The organism is Thermodesulfatator indicus DSM 15286, assembly GCF_000217795.1.
GTDB lineage: Bacteria > Desulfobacterota > Thermodesulfobacteria > Thermodesulfobacteriales > Thermodesulfatatoraceae > Thermodesulfatator > Thermodesulfatator indicus.
The window spans coordinates 1040148-1061297 of the sequence record NC_015681.1; the positions used below are offsets into that span (position 1 = coordinate 1040148).

Sequence of the window (21150 nt, forward strand, 5' to 3'; positions counted from 1 at the left end):
GTAAAGAGAGATTCCTGTTTACTAGCAGCCATAAGCCAATGGCCTCTTACCATCTAGTCACTCCGGACCCATATGTGGGCGAAGCCATCTTTTAAAATAAAGTTTTTTACAAAGATCTCCTCAAATACCAAAAATTAATTAGTTAAAGAGGCCTCCCAAAACTCCCTTGAAACTTTCTCCAAGCTGATTATTCCTCTCTTCATGGAAAGAAATGACTTTTTAAAAGACAACTTGAAAAGGCTTGAAGAGCTATCACGAAAGCTCGAGCTTCGCTTTAAAAATGAAGCCCTTTTTTTGCAGGCCCTAACCCACCGGTCTTTTGTTGGCGACCATCCAGACTGGCCTTACGGAGATAACGAACGACTTGAATTTTTGGGAGATGCGGTTCTTGACGCCATTATTAGCCATCTTTTGTATAATCGTTTTGGCCGGGAATATCGCGAGGGAGAACTGTCCAAGATGCGAGCTTGGTTAGTAAATGAAGAGCGTCTGGCACGCATTGCTCAAAAGCTTGAACTGGATAAGCTAATTTTGTTGGGGACAGGCGAAGAAAAAGGAAGAGGTCGCCAAAAACCTTCTATTCTGGCGGCAACCTTTGAGGCTTTGGTAGCAGCGGTGTATCTGGACCATGGTTACGACAAGGTGTTTCAAATAGTTAAAAAGCTTTTCTCCCGCGTTATATCCCAGGCGGAGAAGGGGCTTTTAGCGGACCATAAAACTTTATTACAGGAATTTACCCAGGCCTTGTTCAAAAAAACCCCAAAATATATCTTGGTAAAAGAAACAGGGCCGGAACACGCCAAAAAATTCTTTGTAGAAGTAAAGATTGGAGATGAAACTTTAGCCAGTGGCAAAGGGTCTTCCAAAAAAGCTGCTGAACAAGCAGCGGCCAAAAAAGCTTTGAAAATACTGGAGGAAAAATATGGAAAATTCACAGGCAAAAAATGAAAATAAATTTCGTTCGGGATATGTGGCCCTTATAGGGCTTCCTAACGTAGGAAAATCTACTCTTCTTAATCAACTTTTAGGTTATAAGGTAGCCATAGCTACACCAAAACCCCAAACTACCAGATTCCCTATAAGAGGAGTGCTTACAGGTGAAAACTTCCAAATAATTTTTGTTGACACCCCGGGTATTCACGATGCCAAAGATCTATTCAATAAAATCATGGTAGAACAAGCCCTTAAAGCTATAGAAGAAGTAGATAGCATTGTTTTCATAATCGATGTAAGCAACCGTAATCCGAAAGCTGAAGAAAAAATAATAGATATACTACGAAAAGCTAACAAACCAGCCATATTGGCCTTAAACAAGATAGATCTTGTTAAAAAAGGTGAACTTTTACCTATTATTGACTATTTTTCTCAGATTTATCCCTTTAAAGCTATTGTACCCATCTCGGCCCTTGAACGAGATGGGCTAGAAGAGCTGGTAAAAGAAATAGTTGAAACACTACCTGAAGGCCCTATGTATTATGACCCTGACACCTTAACTGATCAGCCCCAGCGTCTACTTGCTGCAGAAATTATCCGAGAAAAGGTTTTTATGCTTACCAGGCAAGAGATTCCTTACGCCACTGCGGTAGTAGTAGAGGAATTTCAGGAAGATCCCGAGCGTAACTTAATTATAATTCAAGCTACCATTTATGTGGAAAAGGATTCCCAAAAGGGCATTGTTATTGGAAAGGGTGGACAGATGCTCAAAAAAATAGGCACTCTCGCCCGTGAAGAACTGGAATTTTTGTTCGGCAAAAGAGTGCATCTGGATCTGTGGGTCAAAGTCCTTAAAGGCTGGCGCAAAGAAGAAAAACTCCTTCGTCGTTTGGGCTTCCCTGGAGTGTAGCTTTTTAACAACACTGTTTTAAACTAGCCACACTTTTAAAAGCTCTTTTTTGGCCAAAAGCCTTTATATTTAACGTCTGGTTTTATGGCCTAAAAGTTGCATGTTTTACAAATAAAAAACAGTGAGGTAAAAGCGTGGAGCTTTTTCAACATACTATAGCTAATTCTATTAAACTTTGTGGCGAAGGAGTTATATCAGGCAAGGAAATCTGCCTGGAGTTTCATCCTGCCCCTCCCAATCATGGAATAATTTTTGAGCGGGCTGATTTATCTTCTCCGGTAGCTATACCTGTAACTCCAGAAACAGCTTTTGCCATAAACGGAGCCTCTGGAGTAGCTTACGGAAAACATCATATTATTTATGTAGAACATCTTCTTTCAGCTCTGAATGGCCTAGGGATAGACAATCTTTTAATTCGAGTATATGGCGAAGAAATTCCCCTTTTTGACGGTTCAGCCCAAGTTTTTATTGAGGCCTTTTTATCAATAGGGCGTAAGCCTCAATGGGCTTTAAGGCGTTATATCCAGCTAAAAGAAGAAATCGTCGTTTCTGACGAAAAGGGAAAAATTGTCATAAGTCCAGCTCAAGACTTAGAAATATCTTGTGAAATAGATTTTCCGCATCCCCTTATTGGCCAACAAAGTTTTTCTCTAGAAGTTTGCCAGGAAAAATATCTCTCACAGGTATCTTTTGCTCGCACTTTCGCTTTTCTTGAAGACCTTATTCGGCTTCGCAAGGAAGGCATCTTACGTGGCGGCAGCCTTGAAAACGCCATCATATTAGACGAATCTCAAGTATTGAATCCTGATGGCTTGCGTTCCCCAGATGAATTTGTTCGTCACAAAGTCCTTGATCTTTTAGGCGACCTTTATTTGCTAGGGGCTCCTATTTTAGCTAAAATAGAAGCTAAGCGCTCCTCTCACAAGCTTCATCAAAAAGCCGTGCAAGCCATATGGAATAGTGCCTATGCCTGGCATTGGTATCCTTCTCCCAGGCAAGCTCCTGTTAAGCCGGCTACACCTGTGCCAACCTTTGCTGCTTAACATTACAGGGGGTATTTAGGGTGAACTTTATAAGAAGCGGGATATATTCCCGCTTCTTCTTTTTTGTTGTGGGATAGATCTCAGGTTTTAAACACCTTTGAATCATCTCTAATGGCTCAATATAACCTTTGCCTTACATTTTCCTTCATGCTAAAAGACTAGTATGACAGGAGCTATTTTAGCTATAGGTAACGAACTAGTTGAAGGACGCATTTTAAACCGAACCAGTTTTTGGGCCGCAAGACTACTTTTATTCAAAGGCTACGAAATAAAAGAAATAAACACTATTCCCGACGAGCCATCTATTATTGAATTTTACGTTAAAGATTTCCTCAAAAGATATGACTTTATTGTGGTAAGTGGTGGCCTTGGTCCCACCACTGATGATCTTACCAATGCTAGTGTAGCCAAGGCCCTAGGGCGTAAGCTGATAAGATCCAAAGAAATGGAAAAGCGAATCAGAGAAAGAGAGAAGGCCTACGGGCTACCAGAAAACCCATTACGCCTCAAAATGGCAGACTTACCAGAAGGTGCTGAACTTCTCACTGATGATCACCCTATGGCTGGTTACTTTTTGAAAGTGGATGAAAAACTTATTTTTTGCTTACCCGGCGTGCCAGAAGAATTTGAATTTCTTTTTAAAGAAAAAGTGCTCCCTTTGCTTGAAAAGTATTTACCCGCAAAAGAAGTGTTTTTGTTTAAGCTTTTCAAGCTTTTTGGTCTTCATGAAGCTGAAATTAATCTTGCTTTAGAAAAATTTGAAACTGCCTGGAAAGACGTAACCGTTGGTTATTATCCTTCTACTCCAGAAATACATATAGCCTTACGAATAAAGAGTCATGATAAAATTCTTGCTGAAAAATTTTTAAATAAGGTTTCCACGACGATAAAAGAACTTTTTGGGCCTTACATATTCGGTGAAGACGAAGAACTTCTTGAAGGGGTGGTAGGAAAACTACTTTTGTCCAGAAAAGAAACTTTAGCTCTGGCAGAATCTTGCACCGGGGGGTTAGTCGCCTCTCGTATCACCCGCATACCAGGAGCTTCTGCCTATTTTGAAAGAGGGGTTGTCTCTTATTCTAATGAAGCAAAAATAGAAATCCTGGGCGTACCTAAAGAAGCTGTCGAAACCCATGGTGCCGTTAGTGAACCTGTAGCTAAAGCTATGGCTGAAGGTATTAAAAAGCTTGCCAAAAGCACCTATGGTATTGGCATAACAGGGATAGCAGGTCCTACTGGCGGCTCACTAGAAAAGCCGGTAGGCACGGTATGGATAGGGTTTTCTTATCCAGAAGGTACTGTAGCCCAATGTTTTCGTTTCCCTGGTGACCGCCAAACTGTCCAGGATTATGCAGCCACCACGGCGCTTGATTGGTTAAGGCGATTTTTGAGTTATGGCACGCTTATTCCTAGCTATCAGTTTACCTGCAAAAATTAAAGAAAAACTTAAATCTCTTCAGGAAGACCTGGCCAAAACCCAGGCACACGTACGCTGGGTGCGACCTGAAGGAATCCATCTTACCTTAAAATTTTTTGGAGAAGTGCCTGAAGAAAAAACAACCCAACTTATTAAAGCGATAGAAAAAGTTCTAGAACGCGAAAAGCCAGGACTTTTGCGTTTTAAAGTCAAAGATCTAGGCGTCTTCCCAAACCCTCGCTCACCACGAGTTATATGGGCTGGTCTTGAAGGAGACTTAGTCAAATTAGCTAAACTTCAGAGGCATCTTGAGGAAGCCTTTATACCTCTGGGTTTTCCAATGGAAAAACGGGCCTTTGTCCCCCACTTAACCCTTGGACGTATAAAATCACCCAGAAAACGAAATGTCTTAATGGCCAAGGTAGCAGATTATCAAGAGAAAAATTGGTCAATTCCTGACGATATAGAAATTGAAGAAATAGTTCTTTACGAAAGTAAACTGCATCCCGAAGGAGCCATTTATACCCCTCGAAAACGTTTCCCTTTAACTTAATATCAGTTAAGAGACCTTTACAAAATTCAACAAACATAGATAGATTGCCACGGCGACTACGTCGCCTCGCGAGAGCGTTGCTTAGGCTGCTGACGTCTGGCGGCAGGAATCCCTTCGCTAGTGCTCGGGACAGGGATTACTTCGCCACTTCGTGGCTCGCAATGAGACTTTTTTCCGTGTCACGGCGAGGAGCCAGCTCTCATTCTGTCACTGCGAGCGTAGCGAAGTAGTCTCTTGCGCTACTAGCCCTCTACCAGCAGCCATCAGCCATTGGCCATCGGCCAACTACCATGTAGTCACTGCGAGCCCGTCCGGGCGAAGTAGTCTCGTAAGTAAAGCGTTTACAAAAGTCTCTTAAAGGCGAGAAAATACTATTTTGCCTGAAACGATAGTTATTACCGTCTGGCCCTGCATCTCCCAGCCTAGGAAAGGTGTGTTCTTGCTCTTGGAATGCAGAGCCTTTTCGTCAACCACCCAGCGCTTTTCCGGGTCAAAAACCGTGACATCGGCTACCTCGCCGGGTTTCAACGAGCCCCCTGGCACGCCTAAAATTTTAGCTGGATTACAGGACATAAGTTCTACCAGGCGGGATAAGGAAATAACTTTTTCTCTTACCAGGCGCAAAGCTAGAGGAAGGGCCGTTTCCAGACCAATTAAACCGCAAGCAGCTTTTTCAAATTCACAAAGCTTTTCAAGGGGGCTATGGGGAGCGTGGTCTGTGGCGATCACGTCCAGAGTCCCGTCAGCCAAAGCCTTAATAATGGCCTCGCGGTCAGCCTCGCTTCTCAACGGCGGATTCACTTTGGCGTTGGTCTGATAACCAAAAGTGGCCTCTTCGGTAAGCGAAAAATAATGTGGAGCGGTTTCAGCGGTGACGGGGATTCCCTCTGCTTTAGCGCGCCGAATGATCTCTACCCCTTCTTTGGTTGAGACATGAGCAATGTGAATAGGCGTTCCCGTAAGCTTGGCCAGCATTGCCTCCCTAAAAATAGCTATGGCCTCACCCTCAGCCGGAATGCCCTTAAGACCTAACTTAGCTGAAGCCAGGCCTTCGTTTACGTGCCCACCTTTTGAAAGGGCTAGTTCTTCAGAATGGGAGATAATTGGTAAATCGAAATTTTTAGCGTATTCCAGGGCAAGGCGCATGAGCCCGGCATCTGAAACGGGATAGCCATCGTCAGATAAAGCCACCGCACCGGCTTCTTTTAGCTCGCCAAATTCAGTTAAGCTCTCTCCCTTTTGGCCTCTGGTGATACAGGCCACCGGATAAACCCGGGCGAGGCCTGCTTCTTCGGCTTTTTTAAGGATAAAACGCGTAACTTCCGCGTTGTCATTAGGCGGCTTGGTATTAGGCATACAGGCCACGGCGGTAAAACCACCGGCTACCGCTGCTTTGGTGCCCGTCTCAATGGTTTCTTTCCATTCTTCACCTGGCTCACGCAAATGGACATGCATGTCTATTAAGCCAGGGCAAACAATTAAACCCCGGCAGTCAATCACGCGGGCGTCTTCCGCGGAAATATTTGGCAAAATGGCTTCAATTTTTCCGTCAGAGATCAAAACGTCGGCTATCTGGTCGAGATTTTGAGAAGGGTCTATTACGCGGCCGCCTTTTAATAGAATTTTCACGCTCCACCTCCAAGAAGGAGCACTAATAGGGCCATGCGTACAGCTACGCCGTTTGTCACCTGTTCAAGGATCACGCTGCGCGGGTCTTTTTCAAGCTCTGGATGAAGTTCAACGCCCCAGTTAATGGGCCCTGGATGCATGAGAAGACAATCATCTTTGGCCAGGGCCAGGCGCTCAGCATTTATTCCGAACTGACGGGCGTATTCTCTGATGGAAGGAAACAAGGCCCTTCCGTGGCGTTCTTTTTGCACGCGCAGGGCCATAACCACGTCAGCGTCTTTTAAAGCCTCCTCCAGGCGATAACAAACTCTGGCTCCCAGGGCTTCTCTTTCTGGAGGAAGCATAGTAGCCGGCCCGCTAACATAAACCTCGGCACCCATTTTGCGAAAGGCACAAATCCCCGAATGCGCCACCCGGCTGTGGCGAATATCACCGATAATAGCCACTTTAAGGTCTTTTAAAGAGCCTTTCTTTTCGCGCACGGTAAAAAGATCAAGCAAGGCCTGGGTGGGATGGGCGTTAAAACCATCGCCTGCATTTATAACTTTGGTGTTTACGTTTTCCGCTATGAGATGAGGAGCTCCAGCGTTGGGGTGTCTTATAACGAAAAGATCGGCCCCCATAGCCTGGATATTTAGCACGGTGTCTATCAGAGACTCTCCCTTTTCTACACTACTCATGCGGGCGGTAAAATTGAATACATCGGCTGAAAGGACCTTGGCAGCCTTTTCAAAAGAAAGACGGGTGCGCGTGCTCGGCTCAAAAAAAAGATGGGCTACGAGCTTTCCTCTGAGTGTGGGAACCTTGGGGATAGGTCGAGATAAAATTTCTTTTAAGGCTTCGGCAGTATCTAGAATAAAAATAATTTCTTCAGGCGCAAGAGAAGCGATGTCGAGTATGTGTTTTTTTGAGAAGTCCATAATAAAGCCCCTGGCTCGGAAAAGGGATACCAAAATACCAGGGGCTGGTCAAGCTTTACTGTACTTCTTGGGTGAGGCCCGTAAAATCTATGTTACGGCTGGCAAGTTCACGGTCAATCATAAAAAGGGCCTCTGGTGAGTCTTTGACCAGGCGCATCTGCGCCACTATACTTCCAAAAGAGTCCTCCTCTTCTACCTGTTCGGTAATGAACCACTGGAGAAAAATCTGCGAAGCGTGATCTTTTTCCTGCTGGGCAAGCTCCATCAGATTATTAATACGACGGGTGACTTCTTTTTCATGGTTTAAGGCATATTCCATAACCGCCAACGGCGATTCCCATTCCGTAGGGGGTTTATCAATAGCTTCAAGATCAACTTTTCCACCGCGTTCGTTGATAAAGTTATAAAATTTCATAGCGTGCATGGTTTCTTCCACGGCCTGGGCCTTCATCCACTTAGAAAACCCGGGTAAGTTAAGGCTATCAAAATAAGCGGCCATGGAGAGATAAAGATAGGCCGAATAAAGCTCCCATTTTATCTGCTCGTTAAAGGCTTTTTCCATCTTTTCTGTAAACATAACCCCTCCTTTAATTTTGTTTTTATTCGCTAGCAATTTTAGCTAGGGCTTCATCTAAAGCTTCGCCTAGGGCGTCTATTTCACGATAAGCAATGATAAGAGGTGGTGTAAAGCGCAAAACTCGGTCTTTTATTACGGTTATTAAAATGCGTTTTTCGTAAAATAGATATTCCCCAACTGGTGTGGCTGAAACTTTAAGTTCCATAGCCTGCATAAGACCCTGTCCTCTAACTTCAGCTACTAAGTCGCCATAATTATCGGCCAGGTTTAAAAGTTTTTGACGCAAAGCCTTACCTTTTAAAACCACTTCTTCTAAAAATCCCTCTTCTAAAATTTTGTTAAGAACCACCAGCGCTGCCGCGCAACTTACAGGATTACCGCCAAAGGTAGAGGCATGGGTGCCTGGTTCTAGAGCCGCCATAACTTCTTCCGTAGCCAAAAGAGCGCCAAGAGGCATACCACCGGCTAGACCTTTGGCCAAACACATGACATCAGGTGTTACCCCGGTCCATTCGTAGGCAAAGAGTTTTCCGGTACGACCTATGCCAGTCTGAATCTCATCAAAAATCAATAAAGCATTGTATTTATCGGCCAATTCACGGGCAGCTTTTATGAATTCATCGCTAAGAGGGATAACTCCGCCTTCGCCAATAATTGGTTCAAAAATAATAGCACAGGTTTTCTCGGAAATCGCTTCTTCAAGGGCTTTGATGTCGTTTGGTAGCACGTGGCGAAAACCTGGCACCAGAGGTTTAAAGCCTTCCCAGTAAACCGGCTGCCCGGTGGCGGAAAGAGCCCCAAAAGTACGGCCGTGAAAAGAATTTTCAAGGGCTATGATTTCGTGTTTCTCCGGGCCAAAATTTTTCCAGGCATAACGTCTGGCAAGCTTCAAAGCGGCTTCTACTACTTCGGCGCCGCTATTGGCAAAAAAGACCCTATCGGCAAAAGAGTGCTCGCAAAGAATTTGGGCAAGTTTGGCTTGAGGTTCTGTCCAGTAAAGATTAGACACGTGGATTAGCTTTTGGGCTTGCTCACAGATGGCTTTAGAAACTTCTGGATGGGCGTGCCCCAGCGCACAAACCGCTATGCCGGCACAAAAGTCTAAATATTCATTTCCCTCTTCATCGTAGAGGCGAGAGCCTTTTCCTTTAACAAAAGCTACGGGAAAACGTTTGTAATTTTTAGCCAAATATATTTCTCCCAAATCTTTTATATAACCCATTTTAACCTCCCAGTTTGTTTTTTGCCTGTCCCTAATTTTGACAAAATTTTTTTATATTAAGAAATACTTTTACAAAAAATTTGAAAATTATTTTATTTTTTTCTTTACTTTTGTTTTAGCATAAGTATAATGCCTTAATTAAGTATTAAATTATTTAGGAGGATTTTAGTAACATGGTTAAAGGCAAGGTAAAATGGTTTGATGAAAAGAAGGGCTATGGTTTTATTTCTAGAGACGATGGTGGAGATGTTTTTGTTCACTTTTCCGCCATCCAGATGAACGGTTTTAAGACCCTCCAGGAAGGCCAAACGGTTGAATTTGAAATCACCCAAGGCCCCAAAGGGGAACAGGCTGCCAACGTTACCGTTGTAGAAGAATAATTCATCTTCAAAGACGACTAAACAAGGCCCCGAACGGGGCCTTTTTTATTTGGCCAACAACTCTTCTATCTTTTTTAAATCCTCTGGTGTATCAACCTCCGGGCATTCATATTTGGTAACGGAAACGGCTATGGGATAGCCATGTTCTAGAGCGCGTAATTGTTCCAGTTTTTCAGCCTGTTCAAGCTCACCTGGGCTCAAGCGCACAAAGGTGTCAAGAAATTCTTTACGGTAGGCATAAAGGCCTATGTGACGCAGGTAAGTAGGGCTTGGACCTGGTGGACGATAAAAAGGTATCAAGGAACGTGAAAAATAAATGGCCTGTCCCTCTTTATTAAGCACTACTTTGACCCGATTGGGATCGTGCTTATCTTCCTCGCGTTCAATGGGCACCGCCACCGTAGCCATAGGCAGATCTGCATTTAAGAGAAGTGGCTTTACCAGTTCTTCAATAACCGCTGGTTCAAGGAGGGGCTGGTCAGCCTGAATATTTACTACAATGTCATCTGGTGCAAGGCGGAGGATTTCTGCGGCCTCGGCAATTCGTTCGGTTCCACAGGTATGTTCTTTACTGGTAAGCAAGGCTTCACCCTCTATTTCTTCTACGACCTTTTTTATTCGTTCATCGTCCGTGGCTACTACCACTTTTTCTAAAACTGAGCTTAATCTTGCCCTTTCATAAACATGAACAATCATCGGACGCCCTGCTATTAAAGCTAGAGGTTTTCCCGGAAGTCTAGTCGAACCGTACCTTGCTGGAATAAAACCATAAATTTTCATATTTCCTCCATTGTTAAAATTATATTTCCTTTTATATACTTCGTTTATAACCCAAAAAGGAGGGAATTATGATTTATTTTTTCCCAGGAAAAGAAGTAAAGTTTGAAAATCATCCCAAGTTTAGCGGGGTAAAGTGGTTCCCTATGATAGACAAAAATAAAACCGATCGCGTAAGCGTTTGTTATCTTCTCATTGAACCAGGAGTGGAAATTCCCGTTCACATCCATGATCCAGAGATAGATTCTATCCTTGTGCTTGAAGGCGAAGCTGAAATCTACATGAACGGCGGCTGGCATAAGGTAGAAGCTGGCGATTATTTATTCGTGCCCGCCAAAGAAGAACACGGCGTAAAAAATATTGGTAAAACGCCTCTTAAGCTCTTTATTGTTCATTCGCCACCGTTATATTAAAGGCTCTTACGAGGAGGTATGATGATTAAACCTGATTTTGAAAAAACTGGTGGACTGGTGCCGGTTATTGCCCAGGATTATAAAACCGGCGACGTGCTTATGCTGGCTTATATGAACGAAGAAGCCTGGAAGAAGACTTTAGAAACTGGAAAAGTCCACTATTACAGCCGGAGCCGTAATAAAATATGGTTAAAAGGTGAATCTTCCGGTCACGTGCAGTTAGTAAAAGAAATTTTTCTTGACTGTGATCTTGATACAGTTTTGATAAAAGTTGACCAATTAGGTGGGGCGGCCTGCCACAAAGGTTATCGTTCCTGTTTTTATCGCCGATTAGATGGTAATGAGTTAAAAATTGTTGGCGAAAAAATATTTGATCCCGAGGTGGTCTATGGAAAAAAAGCTTAAACTTGGAATTCCAAAGGGAAGTCTTGAGAAGGCTACTATGGAACTATTTGAAAAATCTGGCTGGCGTATAAATGTTCACCACCGGAATTATTTTCCAGACATTGATGACCCGGAGATAGAATGTGCCATTTGCCGCGCGCAGGAAATGAGCCGTTATGTAGAACAGGGCATTCTTGATTGCGGCATAACCGGAAAAGACTGGATTCTTGAAAATAACTCTGATGTTCATACTATAACCGAACTAATCTATTCCAAAGTTAGCAAAAGGCCGGCTCGTTGGGTTTTGGCGGTCCCAGCTGATTCTAACATTAAAAGGCTAGAAGATTTAGAAGGTAAAAAAATTGCCACCGAGCTAGTTAATTTCACCAAGCGTTATTTTGCCGAAAGAGGCATAAACGTAACGGTTGAATTTTCCTGGGGAGCCACAGAGGCCAAAGTGGTCCAAGGGCTTGCCGATGCCATCGTAGAGGTTACGGAAACCGGAAGTACCATAAGGGCTCACGGACTAAAGATTATTCACGAACTCATGCAGAGTACGCCGCAGTTCATTGCTAATCACGAATCCTGGAATGACCCTTGGAAAAGAAAAAAAATGGAACAACTGGCTATTATGTTGAAAGGGGCCTTACGCGCCCATAAACTAGTAGGGCTCAAAATGAACGTAGCTAGAGAAAATCTGGATAAAATAGTGGAAATACTGCCAAGCTTAAATGCTCCTACCATTTCGCCGCTTTACCAGAGTGACTGGTTTGCCGTGGAAACTGTGGTCTCTGAAGATGTAGTAAGAGAGCTTATTCCCAAACTCCTTGAAGCCGGGGCTCAGGGAATAATTGAATACGCCTTAAACAAGGTAATTTAAGACTGCTTTGTCGCGCTTACACGCTCCTCGCAGTGATAAATTGGAATAGTCACTGCGAGCCCGTGTGGATAAAGCAGTCTTAAATGAGACCTTTGCAAAATTAAGGAAAATATAGATTGATCGCCACAGCGCTTAGTGCTTCGCGACAGAGATTGCTTCGGCTGCTAACGCAGCCTCGCAATGACTATCTCACGGTGTCACTGCGAGACCGTGTGGGAAAGCAGTCTTAAATAAAACATTGTAAAAGTCTAAAGGATTAAAATATGCGTTTTAAAAAATTACTTTTGTTCGTTTTTTTATTGGGAATGGCGGCCTGCCAGAGTGTGGAGCCACCGCCCAGTTTTTATCAAGAAAAGTCCAATGTTCACCTTGAAAGAGCCTATATCTACTATCACGAAGGCCGCCTGGCTGAAGCCTTAAAAGAGGCTTTTCTGGCCAAAGATATTAACCCTAAGGACCATAACATCTATAACCTGATCGGCCTAATTTACATGGACAAAGGCCAATATAACGAAGCCGAAAAATACTTCAAAAAAGCTTTGGAAATAGCCCCGGATTCACCTGAAATTCTTAATAATTTAGGTTCACTCTATCTACTTAAAAACGAAATAAAAAAAGCTATTTCTTGCTTTGAAAAGGCCTTAAAAGACCCCTTTTATCCTAAACCCTTTATTGCTTACACAAACCTGGCCTGGGCTTACTACAAACTGGGAGACAAAGATAAGGCTATTTATTACTTAGATAAAGCCCTCAACTACAACCCCAGGTATTCGGTGGCCTACTTTTATAGAGGTTTAATAGCCCTGGAAGAAGGGATACTTGATAAAGCTCAGCTTGATTTTCGCCGTGCCATAAGATTTAACCGTCAGGACATGGCCTCCCGTTATTATCTGGGTATAGTTTATTTTCGTTTGAACCAGATAGAAAAAGCAAAAAAGGTATGGCGTTCAATTATAGAGCTAGCCCCAGAGTCCCGCTGGGCCTTAAAGGCTGAAGAAAAACTCATGACTTTAGAAGAACTAGAAGGTTCTTAACTACTTACGAAATATTAACGAAAAAATAAGAGTTAAAAGAATACTTAAAAGAATACATGTCCCCAGCGGAAAATAAAAAGTAAAGTTATCTCGCTTTATTAGTATGTCTCCAGGAAGTTTACCTAAAAACGGTATTTTGCTACCAAGAATCATTATCCCGCCGACAAAAACCATAAAAAGGCCAACCAGTATGATAATCTTCCCTAAGTCTTCAAAGGGATTCATTTTTGGCCCTCCTTAATCTTCGGCGTAATTTTTTATTGTAGCGTTCCTCTTCACTAAATATACAACCACAATAAGGCTGGCGGTAGATATCAAGTATTTTAGCTTCTTCCTGACCCTCTTCCCAGCCGATTCTAAAATCCTTATATAAAAAGGGAACTTTGTAACGAAAAGCAAGGTCTTCGGCTATATCTTTTATGAGGCTATGAGCTTGATAGCGACTATAAAGTAGGGTGGTGGTAAAGGCTTCAGCTTTTTCTTCCAAAGCCTTTTTTACTGTTTGTTCAAGCCTTATTAAATAACAAATCTCACATCGTTTATCTTCCCGGTAAGTAATGGCTCTTAAAAAATTTCTCAAGCCGTATTCGGTATCGTAAATTACAGGTAAATTTTTTATTTCTGCTACTTGCCTTAAAGCCCGAATCCTTCTGCGAAATTCCTGATAAGGGTGTATATTAGGGTTAAAAAAATAACCGGTTACTTCAAAACCCTCTTTATAAAGAACTTTTAAAGGATAAAGGGCACAAGGGCCACAACAAATATGGAGTAAAATTTTTGATTTTTTCATTTTCATCATGTTTGTGAACAAGAGACTTTTGCAAAATCCAGTAAACAAGATTGAAATCGCTCCAGCGCCTGGAGCCTTGCCACAGAGATTGCTTCGCCACTTCGTGGCTCGCAATGACTCTTTTTGGTTATCACTGCGAGCCTATCTCCTAGTGTCACTGCGAGCCCGTATGGGCGAAGCAGTCTCTTAAATAAGATGTTCTGTAAAGGTCTTTGTGAATAAATGTTTAAAATTATGTTAAAAGGTTGTTGAAATTTATGTTAAAATATTTTACCCCAAAATTTAAACAAAGTTTTCAACAATCTCTTTTTATAGAAAATACTAAGATTTGCCCTTTTTTTGACAATTTAAACCCGCTATATAAATTTAAAAAGTCTTTAAAAGAAAATAATAGGAGTTAGAGATGAAACTTATTGTGGAAAAAGAATCTCTTCTAAAAGTACTTTCAAAAGTTCAAGGTATAGCTGACCGTAAATCCAGTATGGCCATTCTTTCTACAATTCTATTTAAAGTCCTCGATAGTGGTATCGAAATTTCGGCTACAGACCTTGAGTTAGGTTTTAAATCATATGTTGAAGCTGAAGTGGAAACTCCTGGAGCCTTAGCCGTTCCGGCTCGCAAATTTTACGAGATAGTCAAAGACTTTCCTCAAGAGAGGCTTATTCTTGAAGAAGAAGGCCATTATTTAAATATTACTTCTCCTGGAGACGATGATGTTTTCTTTCGTCTGGCCTGTCTTCCCGCGGAAGATTTTCCTGCCCTTCCTGTAACAGAAGAAGCTGGCTTAATAGAAATAGCCGGTGATTTATTGGCTGAGATGATTACAAAAACCATATTCTGTGTAGCCACAGAAGAAACTCGCTTCATTCTTTCTGGTATTTATATGGAACAGCCTGAAGGAGAAGATGTTCTGCGTTTAGTTGCCACTGATGGCCATCGTCTGGCCATGATAGACCGCCAGATTGAGAATATTTCAAGCCTTAATCTTAATCCAGGAATTATTGTGCCTAAGAAGGCGGCCCAAGAGATAAAAAAGCTAGCACAAGATATTCCCATTTTACAGTTCGGTTTAAAAGATAACCATCTTATTATAGCTGCCCCCAACATGGTGCTTACAGCTCGTTTGATAGATGGCCAGTATCCCGATTACCGGGCTGTTATTCCTGATGTTCAAGAAAACCCAGTAATTCTACCGCGCCAAAAACTTCTTGAGGCTTTAAAGCGAACATCTATTATTTCGGCTGAACGTTATCGTCCGGTAGCCTTTCATTTAAACCCAGGTTATCTTACCCTTGTTGCTCAGCATCCTGATCTAGGTGAGGCTAGAGAAAAAATTCCTATAAACTATGAAGGCGAAGAAGTTGCTCTTAATTTTAACGCCAAATATTTGATTGACGCCCTTGAGGCCATGAATTCAGAGGAAGTAGAATTTTACCTTAAAGATGAAGATACCCCCTGTATAATCAAAGGTCCTGAAGACTTCGGTTTTCTCTGCTTAGTAATGCCCATGTCGAGTGTGTAGCCATGAAAAATAATTATAAGGCTTCCCAAATCAAAGTTTTAGAAGGGTTAGAAGGGGTAAGAACCAGGCCGGCTATGTATATTGGCTCAACCGGCCCAGAGGGTTTTCATCACCTTCTTTGGGAGGTGGTGGATAACGCCGTGGACGAGGCGCTGGCTGGTTTTTGCACCGAGATAAAAGTTATTATCCACGAGGATAATTCCATCACTGTGGCTGATAACGGCCGTGGTATTCCTATAGATATCCATCCTACAGAAGGGATTCCTGCTCTTGAAGTGGTGATGACTAAACTTCATGCTGGCGGCAAGTTTGACCACAGTGTTTATAAAGTTTCTGGTGGTCTTCACGGGGTGGGAGTTTCGGTGGTAAACGCCCTTTCTGAGTGGCTTATAGCCGAGGTCCACCGTGACGGAAAGATATACCGCCAGAAGTATGAGCGAGGTGTCACTGTAACTCCCCTTGAAGTGGTAGGTGAAACCCAAAAAAGTGGCACTATCATCACTTTTAAGCCTGATGTAGAAATATTTGGCGAGCTTGAATTTGATTACGAGATTATAGAAAATCGTCTAAGAGAGCTTGCCTTTTTAAACCCCAAAGTAAAGTTTATCTTGATTGACGAACGAACCGGCGCTAAACAGGAGTTTCATTATAAAGGTGGCATAATTGAATTCGTCAAACACTTAAATCGCCGCCGAGAGGTCATCAACAAAGAACCCATTTATGTTTCCGGTGAAAAAGATCTGGTGCAAATAGAAGTAGCCCTTCAGTATCACACGGGTTTTAACGAAATCTGTTATTCATTCGTGAACAACATAAATACCAAAGAAGGCGGCACTCACGTAATCGGTTTTAGGGCAGCTTTGACCAAAGCCATTAATCGTTATATTGCCACCCACGACAATCTACCAAAGGCTTTAAAAATCAAGGTAGAAGGTGACGACGTCCGCGAAGGGCTTACCACGGTTATATCGGTAAGGATCCCTGAACCCCAATTTGAAGGGCAGACAAAGACTAAACTTGGCAACAGTGAAATAAAGCCTTTGGTGGAATCAATAGTTTTTGAAGGTCTTTCTCGCTGGTTTGAGGAGCACCCCAAAGAGATTCGCCAGATTCTCGCCAAGATAGTGGAAGCGGCTAGAGCCCGTGAGGCAGCCAGGCGAGCGCGTGAGCTGGTGCGTAAAAAGGGCCAGGCTCTGGACGTAATGATGGCTGGAAAACTTGCGGAATGTCAGTCTAAGAAACCAGAAGAAAGAGAGCTTTTCATTGTTGAGGGAGATTCGGCTGGTGGCAGTGCCAAACAAGGGCGAGACCGGCGTTTCCAAGCTATCTTACCACTTAGAGGAAAGATTCTTAATGTGGAAAAGGCCCGTTTTGATAAGATGATCTCCTCTGAAGAGATTCGCCAGCTCGTAGCAGCCCTTGGTACGGGCATTGGCCCTAAAGATTTTGATCCGGATAAGTGCCGTTATCACAAGATTATTATCATGACCGATGCTGATGTTGACGGTGCTCATATAAGAACTCTCCTTTTAACCTTCTTTTACCGTCAGATGATACCTCTGGTGGAAAGAGGATTTCTTTATATTGCTCAGCCACCTTTATATCGCATAGTAGAAGGCAAAAAAGAAACTTACCTGAAAGACGATCAGGACCTTGATGTCTACTTATTTGAACGGGCGGTAAAAAACATTGTGATAGAAATAGAAGGTAAAGGCTTTTCTCAGGCTGAGGCCAAGAAGTTCCTTAAAGAGCTGGCCGCTTTGGAAGAGGCCTTACAGGAGCTTTCACGCAAAGGTATTTGGCCAGAGGCGGCTATGGTGCTTTTAAACGCCGGAGTGAGCCGAGCTGATCAGTTTTCCGACCGTGAGTTTGTAGAAAACTTGGCCTCTTTGTTTAAAGATAAAGGTTTTCGCACGGGCAATATTCGTTTGAGCCGCTCGCGCGATGACGCTTACGAATTTGACGTTTCTTCGCGGGAGTTTTCTTATCTATTTTTTACGGTAAGCCCTTATATTCCCGTATTTAAAGAATATCGCAGAGCTCGTAAAAAATTTGAGGCCTTAAAAGATTATCTCGGCAAACCCATTAAAGTTATAGTTAGGGGAGAAGAAAAAACTTTTGATATGCTCCGCGACTTTCTTGAGTTTATAAGAGAAGAAGGCCGAAGAGGTATTCATATTCAACGCTACAAAGGTCTTGGAGAGATGAATCCTGAGCAACTCTGGCAGACTACTATGAATCCGGAAACCAGAAGGCTCTTGCGAGTTGACATTTCAGACGCCTCTTTGGCAGATGAGCTTTTTAATACCCTTATGGGAGAGAAGGTAGAACCAAGGCGTGAGTTTATACAGACTCATGCCCTTGAATACCGTGAGTTAGACATCTAGGAGGGCTTATGGAGTGTCAAAAAGAGAAAAACTTGGCTCGTTGTAATTGCACGTATGAGCCCTGTTCTAAAAAAGGTATATGCTGTGAGTGTTTGAGTTATCATTTATCAAGGCGAGAGCTTCCGGGATGTTGTTTTCCGCAAGAGGCAGAGCGCACCTGGGACCGTTCTTTTGAACACTTCGCCCGCTTGGTTAGAGAAGGAAAAATTTAATGGCGCGCCTGGGAGGACTCGAACCTCCAGCCTTTGGATTCGAAGTCCAACGCTCTATCCGGTTGAGCTACAGGCGCTTTTAATTATTTAGCCACAATATTTATCTTTTGCCAAGAATTTTATTTAAAAGAATATATAGAGACCGCTCAAGGAGGCTCTTTCTTCTGGCGCAGCCTCGCCATGATTCTTTCCTGGTATTACGGCAAATCCTTACTTCTCGTCACGGCAAGTCCTTTCCTTCTCCCACTGCGAGTCCTTTTCCTTACTGTCACTGCGAGGAGCCGTAGGAGATCCCTTTGCTGGTGCTCGGGACAGGCGAAGCAGTCTCTTAAGTAAATCATTTGCAAAACTATTTATATGAGACCTTTGCAAATTATATGAGACCTTTGCAAAATTCAAATAATATAGAAAATTCAAATAATTATAGATAGATCACCACGGTGCCATCGGCGCCTCGTGACAGGGATTGCTTCGCCACTTCGTAGTTCGCAATGACGGGAAAGGAGCTGATGGGCTTGCAATGACTTTTTTAGGGTGTCACGGCGAGGAGCCAGCTTCCATTCCGTCACTGCGAGCGTAGCGAAGCAGTCTCTTAAATATTTTATATTTATTAGGTAATTTTCAAGAGGATGTTGAGGTTTTTGGGGCCTTAGAAAGATAAATAAGGGGGAGCAAAAGCTCCCCCTTATTTATCTTTATTTTTTATTGCGTTTGCGGGAAATACCAAAGGCGATGAGGCCACCAGCACCCAAAAGGAGAACGGTGCTTGGTTCAGGTACAGCAGAAACTTTAAAATCAGCTGTACCTGTGCCGTCTATGATGCCGTTTCCGCCGCCGAGGATGTTGTCAAGCAAAGTGAGATCAGCGTTGATAGTATCATATAAATTGTCAGCAGTAAGGGTTAATATAATTTTAGTTATGGTATCTCCTGGATCAGCAAGCGCGTTAGTATCGTCATAAATTTCCCAGCTAAAAAGTGCATTTTCAACGGTATAATCACCTAAGGTAAAATCTATTGTTCCATCACCATCGTAATCTACAGGTAATTCGGGCACATCAAAATTTCCCAAATTATAACTTCCAGAGCTTGAAAGAGGAGCTTCCCAGGTGCCAATGTTGAAAGGTCCTAAATTGGAACCACTTATATCATCATCGGTAGTACCCGGTACAAAATCTAGAAAAAAGTTATCAATTTCCAAATACCACTGGTAAGTGCCTGACGGAGGGTCAGGCAAAGTAAGGCCCGTGATATTATCAATAGTCAAAGTTAAAGGGCCATTTGTAGGTGTACCATTTACAGAAAACCCGGTTAAATCAAAATCAAAGTTAGTGTTGTAAGTCCAAGTATAGGCCCTGGCCCCTACCGCTAAAACCATCAATAAAAATAAAACCAAACCGCCAAAAATAACTTTTCTCATAATTAAACCCCTCCTAAATTTTTTTTAATATTTTTATGCAAGAAGAATGCCCGTTTGTCATTTTTATTCTATTTTCAAAAAAACGTTGATAACCAAGTGTTTTGGATATGTTTTAAGTAAATTTTTATATATCGATTAACTAAGAATAGAAAAAATTTTCCACTTGCCTAGATTTAAAGCCCGTTTTAAAGGGAAAAATTTTTCTCTTGTGGGAAAAATTTTTCCACTTAAGGGACAGGTAAAATTTATGGTTGACATTAATAAAAATTAATTTTTATTACTTAGTGTTATTAATTTTAAAATTTTAACATTAAGGAGGTTTAAATGAGAAGGTTTTGGTTTTTGCTTCTGGTTTTGCTTTTGGGTGTAGGTGGTAAGGCCTGGGCTCATTTTCAGCTACTTATCCCTTCAAATGAAATTGTTACGGTAAATGACGGGCGCAGTGTAGAGCTTTTCTTAAGTTTTACCCATCCTATGGAGGGCGGTCCAAATATGGAAATGGCTCGTCCTGAGGCCTTTGGAGTGTTCGTAAGAGGCCAAAAGTATGATCTATTAAATACCTTAAAGATGATAAAAATACCCGTATATCCTAAATGGCATCCTGAAGCAGCCAAAGAAAAGGGCACAGCCACGGCCTGGAAAGCGGTTTATAAATTCCGTCGTCCAGGAGATCACATCTTCTACGTAGTTCCTAAACCTTATTTTGAACCCGCAGAAGAAAAATTTATCCTCCAGATTACCAAAGTGGTGGTAAACGCCTTTGGTGCTGAAGAAGGTTGGGATTCTCCCGTAGGTCTTAAGGCCGAGATAATTCCTCTTACCAGGCCTTACGGTGTGTGGGAAGGCAATACCTTCCAGGGCCTGGTTCTTATAAATGGCAAACCTGCCCCAAACCTTGAAGTAGAAGTTGAATATTACAACAAAGATGGCCGGGCTCATGCTCCCAAGGATCCCTTTGTTACCCAGGTCATTAAAACTGACGAAAACGGTGTTTTCACTTACACTATTCCCTGGGCTGGTTGGTGGGGTTTTTCAGCTCTAGGTGAAGGTGGCACCCTTAAAAAAGACGGTAAAAGCTATCCTGTTGAGCTTGACGCTGTTATCTGGATTAAGGCCTATCCTATTCCTAAAGGAGTTAAGTAATGCATATTTCTGAGGGAGTACTTTCGGCCCCGGTGCTAATGGCCGGGGCCCTGGGTACGTGTGTTGGTACTATTCTCGGGTTAAGAAAAATATCACCTGAAAAAGTTCCCCAGGTAGCCCTTCTTTCCGCTGCCTTTTTTGTAGCTTCGCTGGTGCATGTGCCTTTAGGGCCAAGTTCTGTTCATCTAGTTTTAAATGGTGTGGTAGGAATAATTCTAGGTTGGGCTACTTTCCCTGCGCTTTTAGTAGCTCTCTTTTTACAGGCCATTCTTTTTCAATTCGGAGGGCTTACCACTTTAGGGGTAAATACCTTTAACATGGCTTTCCCAGGGGTTGTGGTTTATTACTTGTTTGGCCCCTTGGTTAGGTCTTTTAATCCTTTTGCAGCAGGGGTAGGGGCTTTTCTGGCTGGTGCTTTGGCCGTGCTTTTAAGTGGTATCCTGGTAGCCTTTGAGCTTACTTTTACAGGGGAAAGTTTTAAAGCCGCCGCTAAACTTATTCTAGCGGCTCATCTTCCGGTCATGATTATCGAAGGAATTATTACGGTTCTTTTAGTTAGCTTCCTCAAAAAAGTGCGTCCAGAAATATTCAAGCAGGAGGTATGAG

At 42.7% G+C, this 21150-nt stretch carries 23 protein-coding genes and 1 tRNA gene; 15 read left to right on the forward strand and 9 right to left on the reverse strand.

Going from position 1 to position 21150, the window contains the following annotated elements; genetic code table 11:
- Nucleotides 1-201 precede the first annotated feature (201 nt).
- The 5 genes from rnc (at nt 202) to thpR (ending at nt 4856) form a co-directional block, all read left to right on the forward strand.
- Nucleotides 202-948: a ribonuclease III gene (rnc, locus tag THEIN_RS05020; protein ID WP_013907600.1), complete on the forward strand. Its 747-nt coding sequence runs from the start codon at nt 202-204 to the stop codon at nt 946-948.
- Nucleotides 923-1843, forward strand: coding sequence for a GTPase Era (era, locus tag THEIN_RS05025; protein ID WP_013907601.1), 921 nt, complete (start codon nt 923-925; stop codon nt 1841-1843). Before rnc ends, era begins: the two co-directional genes overlap by 26 nt.
- 134 nt (nt 1844-1977) lie before the next feature.
- Nucleotides 1978-2886 carry a UDP-3-O-acyl-N-acetylglucosamine deacetylase gene (gene lpxC / locus THEIN_RS05030; RefSeq protein WP_013907602.1) on the forward strand — a complete coding sequence of 303 codons (909 nt, stop codon included), beginning with the start codon at nt 1978-1980 and terminating at the stop codon, nt 2884-2886.
- A gap of 163 nt (nt 2887-3049) precedes the next feature.
- Entirely contained in the window at nt 3050-4324 is a 1275-nt protein-coding gene (locus THEIN_RS05035) for a CinA family nicotinamide mononucleotide deamidase-related protein (protein WP_013907603.1), read from the forward strand.
- Nucleotides 4281-4856: an RNA 2',3'-cyclic phosphodiesterase gene (gene thpR, locus THEIN_RS05040; RefSeq protein ID WP_013907604.1), complete on the forward strand. Its 576-nt coding sequence runs from the start codon at nt 4281-4283 to the stop codon at nt 4854-4856. Before THEIN_RS05035 ends, thpR begins: the two co-directional genes overlap by 44 nt.
- Before the next feature lie 354 nt (nt 4857-5210).
- Here thpR and THEIN_RS05045 read toward each other — a convergent pair whose 3' ends face one another.
- Genes THEIN_RS05045 through THEIN_RS05060 form a run of 4 tightly spaced genes read right to left on the reverse strand, consistent with a single transcriptional unit; the run spans nt 5211 to nt 9204 of the window.
- The gene (locus THEIN_RS05045; protein ID WP_013907605.1) at nt 5211-6485 is read right to left on the reverse strand and encodes a dihydroorotase; all 1275 of its coding nucleotides are present in this window, start codon (nt 6483-6485) and stop codon (nt 5211-5213) included.
- Entirely contained in the window at nt 6482-7405 is a 924-nt protein-coding gene (locus THEIN_RS05050; protein ID WP_013907606.1) for an aspartate carbamoyltransferase catalytic subunit, read from the reverse strand. Before THEIN_RS05050 ends, THEIN_RS05045 begins: the two co-directional genes overlap by 4 nt.
- 55 nt (nt 7406-7460) lie before the next feature.
- Complete coding sequence (locus THEIN_RS05055) at nt 7461-7982, reverse strand: ferritin (RefSeq protein ID WP_013907607.1); 522 nt, start codon at nt 7980-7982, stop codon at nt 7461-7463.
- Between the two features lie 22 nt (nt 7983-8004).
- Entirely contained in the window at nt 8005-9204 is a 1200-nt protein-coding gene (locus THEIN_RS05060; protein ID WP_013907608.1) for an aspartate aminotransferase family protein, read from the reverse strand.
- Between the two features lie 173 nt (nt 9205-9377).
- Here THEIN_RS05060 and THEIN_RS05065 point away from each other — a divergent pair, with 173 nt between their 5' ends.
- Nucleotides 9378-9584, forward strand: coding sequence for a cold-shock protein (locus THEIN_RS05065; protein WP_013907609.1), 207 nt, complete (start codon nt 9378-9380; stop codon nt 9582-9584).
- A 45-nt stretch (nt 9585-9629) separates the two neighbouring features.
- Here THEIN_RS05065 and kdsB read toward each other — a convergent pair whose 3' ends face one another.
- Nucleotides 9630-10364: a 3-deoxy-manno-octulosonate cytidylyltransferase gene (kdsB, locus tag THEIN_RS05070; RefSeq protein ID WP_013907610.1), complete on the reverse strand. Its 735-nt coding sequence runs from the start codon at nt 10362-10364 to the stop codon at nt 9630-9632.
- 68 nt (nt 10365-10432) lie between these two features.
- Between kdsB and THEIN_RS05075 the strand changes: the two genes are divergently transcribed.
- From THEIN_RS05075 to THEIN_RS05090, 4 genes are all read left to right on the forward strand, one after another.
- A complete protein-coding gene (locus tag THEIN_RS05075; RefSeq protein ID WP_013907611.1) occupies nt 10433-10774 on the forward strand; it encodes a cupin domain-containing protein in 342 nt (113 codons plus the stop codon).
- A 21-nt stretch (nt 10775-10795) separates the two neighbouring features.
- On the forward strand, nt 10796-11179 hold the full coding sequence (gene hisI, locus THEIN_RS05080) for a phosphoribosyl-AMP cyclohydrolase (protein ID WP_013907612.1): 384 nt from the start codon (nt 10796-10798) through the stop codon (nt 11177-11179).
- On the forward strand, nt 11163-12038 hold the full coding sequence (gene hisG / locus THEIN_RS05085) for an ATP phosphoribosyltransferase (RefSeq protein ID WP_013907613.1): 876 nt from the start codon (nt 11163-11165) through the stop codon (nt 12036-12038). Before hisI ends, hisG begins: the two co-directional genes overlap by 17 nt.
- A gap of 263 nt (nt 12039-12301) precedes the next feature.
- The gene (locus THEIN_RS05090; RefSeq protein WP_013907614.1) at nt 12302-13072 is read left to right on the forward strand and encodes a tetratricopeptide repeat protein; all 771 of its coding nucleotides are present in this window, start codon (nt 12302-12304) and stop codon (nt 13070-13072) included.
- Here THEIN_RS05090 and THEIN_RS05095 read toward each other — a convergent pair whose 3' ends face one another.
- Nucleotides 13073-13297: a DUF2905 domain-containing protein gene (locus THEIN_RS05095; protein ID WP_013907615.1), complete on the reverse strand. Its 225-nt coding sequence runs from the start codon at nt 13295-13297 to the stop codon at nt 13073-13075. It lies immediately after the preceding gene.
- On the reverse strand, nt 13284-13862 hold the full coding sequence (locus THEIN_RS05100) for an epoxyqueuosine reductase QueH (protein WP_148236939.1): 579 nt from the start codon (nt 13860-13862) through the stop codon (nt 13284-13286). Before THEIN_RS05100 ends, THEIN_RS05095 begins: the two co-directional genes overlap by 14 nt.
- A gap of 403 nt (nt 13863-14265) precedes the next feature.
- Here THEIN_RS05100 and dnaN point away from each other — a divergent pair, with 403 nt between their 5' ends.
- The 3 genes from dnaN to THEIN_RS05115 are packed head-to-tail and all read left to right on the forward strand — an operon-like array spanning nt 14266 to nt 17983.
- Complete coding sequence (dnaN, locus tag THEIN_RS05105) at nt 14266-15384, forward strand: DNA polymerase III subunit beta (protein ID WP_013907617.1); 1119 nt, start codon at nt 14266-14268, stop codon at nt 15382-15384.
- Between the two features lie 2 nt (nt 15385-15386).
- Nucleotides 15387-17771 (forward strand): DNA topoisomerase (ATP-hydrolyzing) subunit B, encoded by a 2385-nt coding sequence (gyrB, locus tag THEIN_RS05110; RefSeq protein WP_013907618.1) that lies wholly within the window; start codon nt 15387-15389, stop codon nt 17769-17771.
- Nucleotides 17772-17779: 8 nt separating this feature from the next.
- Complete coding sequence (locus THEIN_RS05115; RefSeq protein WP_013907619.1) at nt 17780-17983, forward strand: DUF6485 family protein; 204 nt, start codon at nt 17780-17782, stop codon at nt 17981-17983.
- Here the strand turns inward: THEIN_RS05115 and THEIN_RS05120 are convergent.
- A tRNA-Arg gene (locus THEIN_RS05120) sits at nt 17984-18060 on the reverse strand.
- A 618-nt stretch (nt 18061-18678) separates the two neighbouring features.
- Entirely contained in the window at nt 18679-19401 is a 723-nt protein-coding gene (locus THEIN_RS05125; RefSeq protein ID WP_013907620.1) for a PEP-CTERM sorting domain-containing protein, read from the reverse strand.
- A 324-nt stretch (nt 19402-19725) separates the two neighbouring features.
- Between THEIN_RS05125 and THEIN_RS05130 the strand changes: the two genes are divergently transcribed.
- Together THEIN_RS05130 and cbiM are read left to right on the forward strand one after the other, a co-directional pair.
- Nucleotides 19726-20544, forward strand: a complete 819-nt coding sequence (locus THEIN_RS05130; RefSeq protein ID WP_013907621.1) for a DUF4198 domain-containing protein — start codon at nt 19726-19728, stop codon at nt 20542-20544.
- Nucleotides 20544-21149 carry a cobalt transporter CbiM gene (cbiM, locus tag THEIN_RS05135; RefSeq protein ID WP_013907622.1) on the forward strand — a complete coding sequence of 202 codons (606 nt, stop codon included), beginning with the start codon at nt 20544-20546 and terminating at the stop codon, nt 21147-21149. Before THEIN_RS05130 ends, cbiM begins: the two co-directional genes overlap by 1 nt.
- Nucleotide 21150: the final 1 nt, after the last annotated feature.

Excerpts from the sequence above, each read along its gene's own strand:
- THEIN_RS05075 (WP_013907611.1), top strand. The coding sequence starts at position 10,433 with ATGATTTATTTTTTCCCAGGAAAAGAAGTAAAGTTTGAAAATCATCCC.
- kdsB (WP_013907610.1), bottom strand. The coding sequence starts at position 10,364 with ATGAAAATTTATGGTTTTATTCCAGCAAGGTACGGTTCGACTAGACTT.
- THEIN_RS05130 (WP_013907621.1), top strand. The coding sequence starts at position 19,726 with ATGAGAAGGTTTTGGTTTTTGCTTCTGGTTTTGCTTTTGGGTGTAGGT.
- gyrB (WP_013907618.1), top strand. The coding sequence starts at position 15,387 with ATGAAAAATAATTATAAGGCTTCCCAAATCAAAGTTTTAGAAGGGTTA.
- THEIN_RS05095 (WP_013907615.1), bottom strand. The coding sequence starts at position 13,297 with ATGAATCCCTTTGAAGACTTAGGGAAGATTATCATACTGGTTGGCCTT.
- era (WP_013907601.1), top strand. The coding sequence starts at position 923 with ATGGAAAATTCACAGGCAAAAAATGAAAATAAATTTCGTTCGGGATAT.
- thpR (WP_013907604.1), top strand. The coding sequence starts at position 4,281 with ATGGCACGCTTATTCCTAGCTATCAGTTTACCTGCAAAAATTAAAGAA.
- dnaN (WP_013907617.1), top strand. The coding sequence starts at position 14,266 with ATGAAACTTATTGTGGAAAAAGAATCTCTTCTAAAAGTACTTTCAAAA.
- hisG (WP_013907613.1), top strand. The coding sequence starts at position 11,163 with ATGGAAAAAAAGCTTAAACTTGGAATTCCAAAGGGAAGTCTTGAGAAG.
- THEIN_RS05100 (WP_148236939.1), bottom strand. The coding sequence starts at position 13,862 with ATGAAAAAATCAAAAATTTTACTCCATATTTGTTGTGGCCCTTGTGCC.
- rnc (WP_013907600.1), top strand. The coding sequence starts at position 202 with ATGGAAAGAAATGACTTTTTAAAAGACAACTTGAAAAGGCTTGAAGAG.
- THEIN_RS05090 (WP_013907614.1), top strand. The coding sequence starts at position 12,302 with ATGCGTTTTAAAAAATTACTTTTGTTCGTTTTTTTATTGGGAATGGCG.
- THEIN_RS05055 (WP_013907607.1), bottom strand. The coding sequence starts at position 7,982 with ATGTTTACAGAAAAGATGGAAAAAGCCTTTAACGAGCAGATAAAATGG.
- THEIN_RS05060 (WP_013907608.1), bottom strand. The coding sequence starts at position 9,204 with ATGGGTTATATAAAAGATTTGGGAGAAATATATTTGGCTAAAAATTAC.
- THEIN_RS05035 (WP_013907603.1), top strand. The coding sequence starts at position 3,050 with ATGACAGGAGCTATTTTAGCTATAGGTAACGAACTAGTTGAAGGACGC.
- THEIN_RS05050 (WP_013907606.1), bottom strand. The coding sequence starts at position 7,405 with ATGGACTTCTCAAAAAAACACATACTCGACATCGCTTCTCTTGCGCCT.
- hisI (WP_013907612.1), top strand. The coding sequence starts at position 10,796 with ATGATTAAACCTGATTTTGAAAAAACTGGTGGACTGGTGCCGGTTATT.
- THEIN_RS05065 (WP_013907609.1), top strand. The coding sequence starts at position 9,378 with ATGGTTAAAGGCAAGGTAAAATGGTTTGATGAAAAGAAGGGCTATGGT.
- cbiM (WP_013907622.1), top strand. The coding sequence starts at position 20,544 with ATGCATATTTCTGAGGGAGTACTTTCGGCCCCGGTGCTAATGGCCGGG.
- THEIN_RS05125 (WP_013907620.1), bottom strand. The coding sequence starts at position 19,401 with ATGAGAAAAGTTATTTTTGGCGGTTTGGTTTTATTTTTATTGATGGTT.
- THEIN_RS05115 (WP_013907619.1), top strand. The coding sequence starts at position 17,780 with ATGGAGTGTCAAAAAGAGAAAAACTTGGCTCGTTGTAATTGCACGTAT.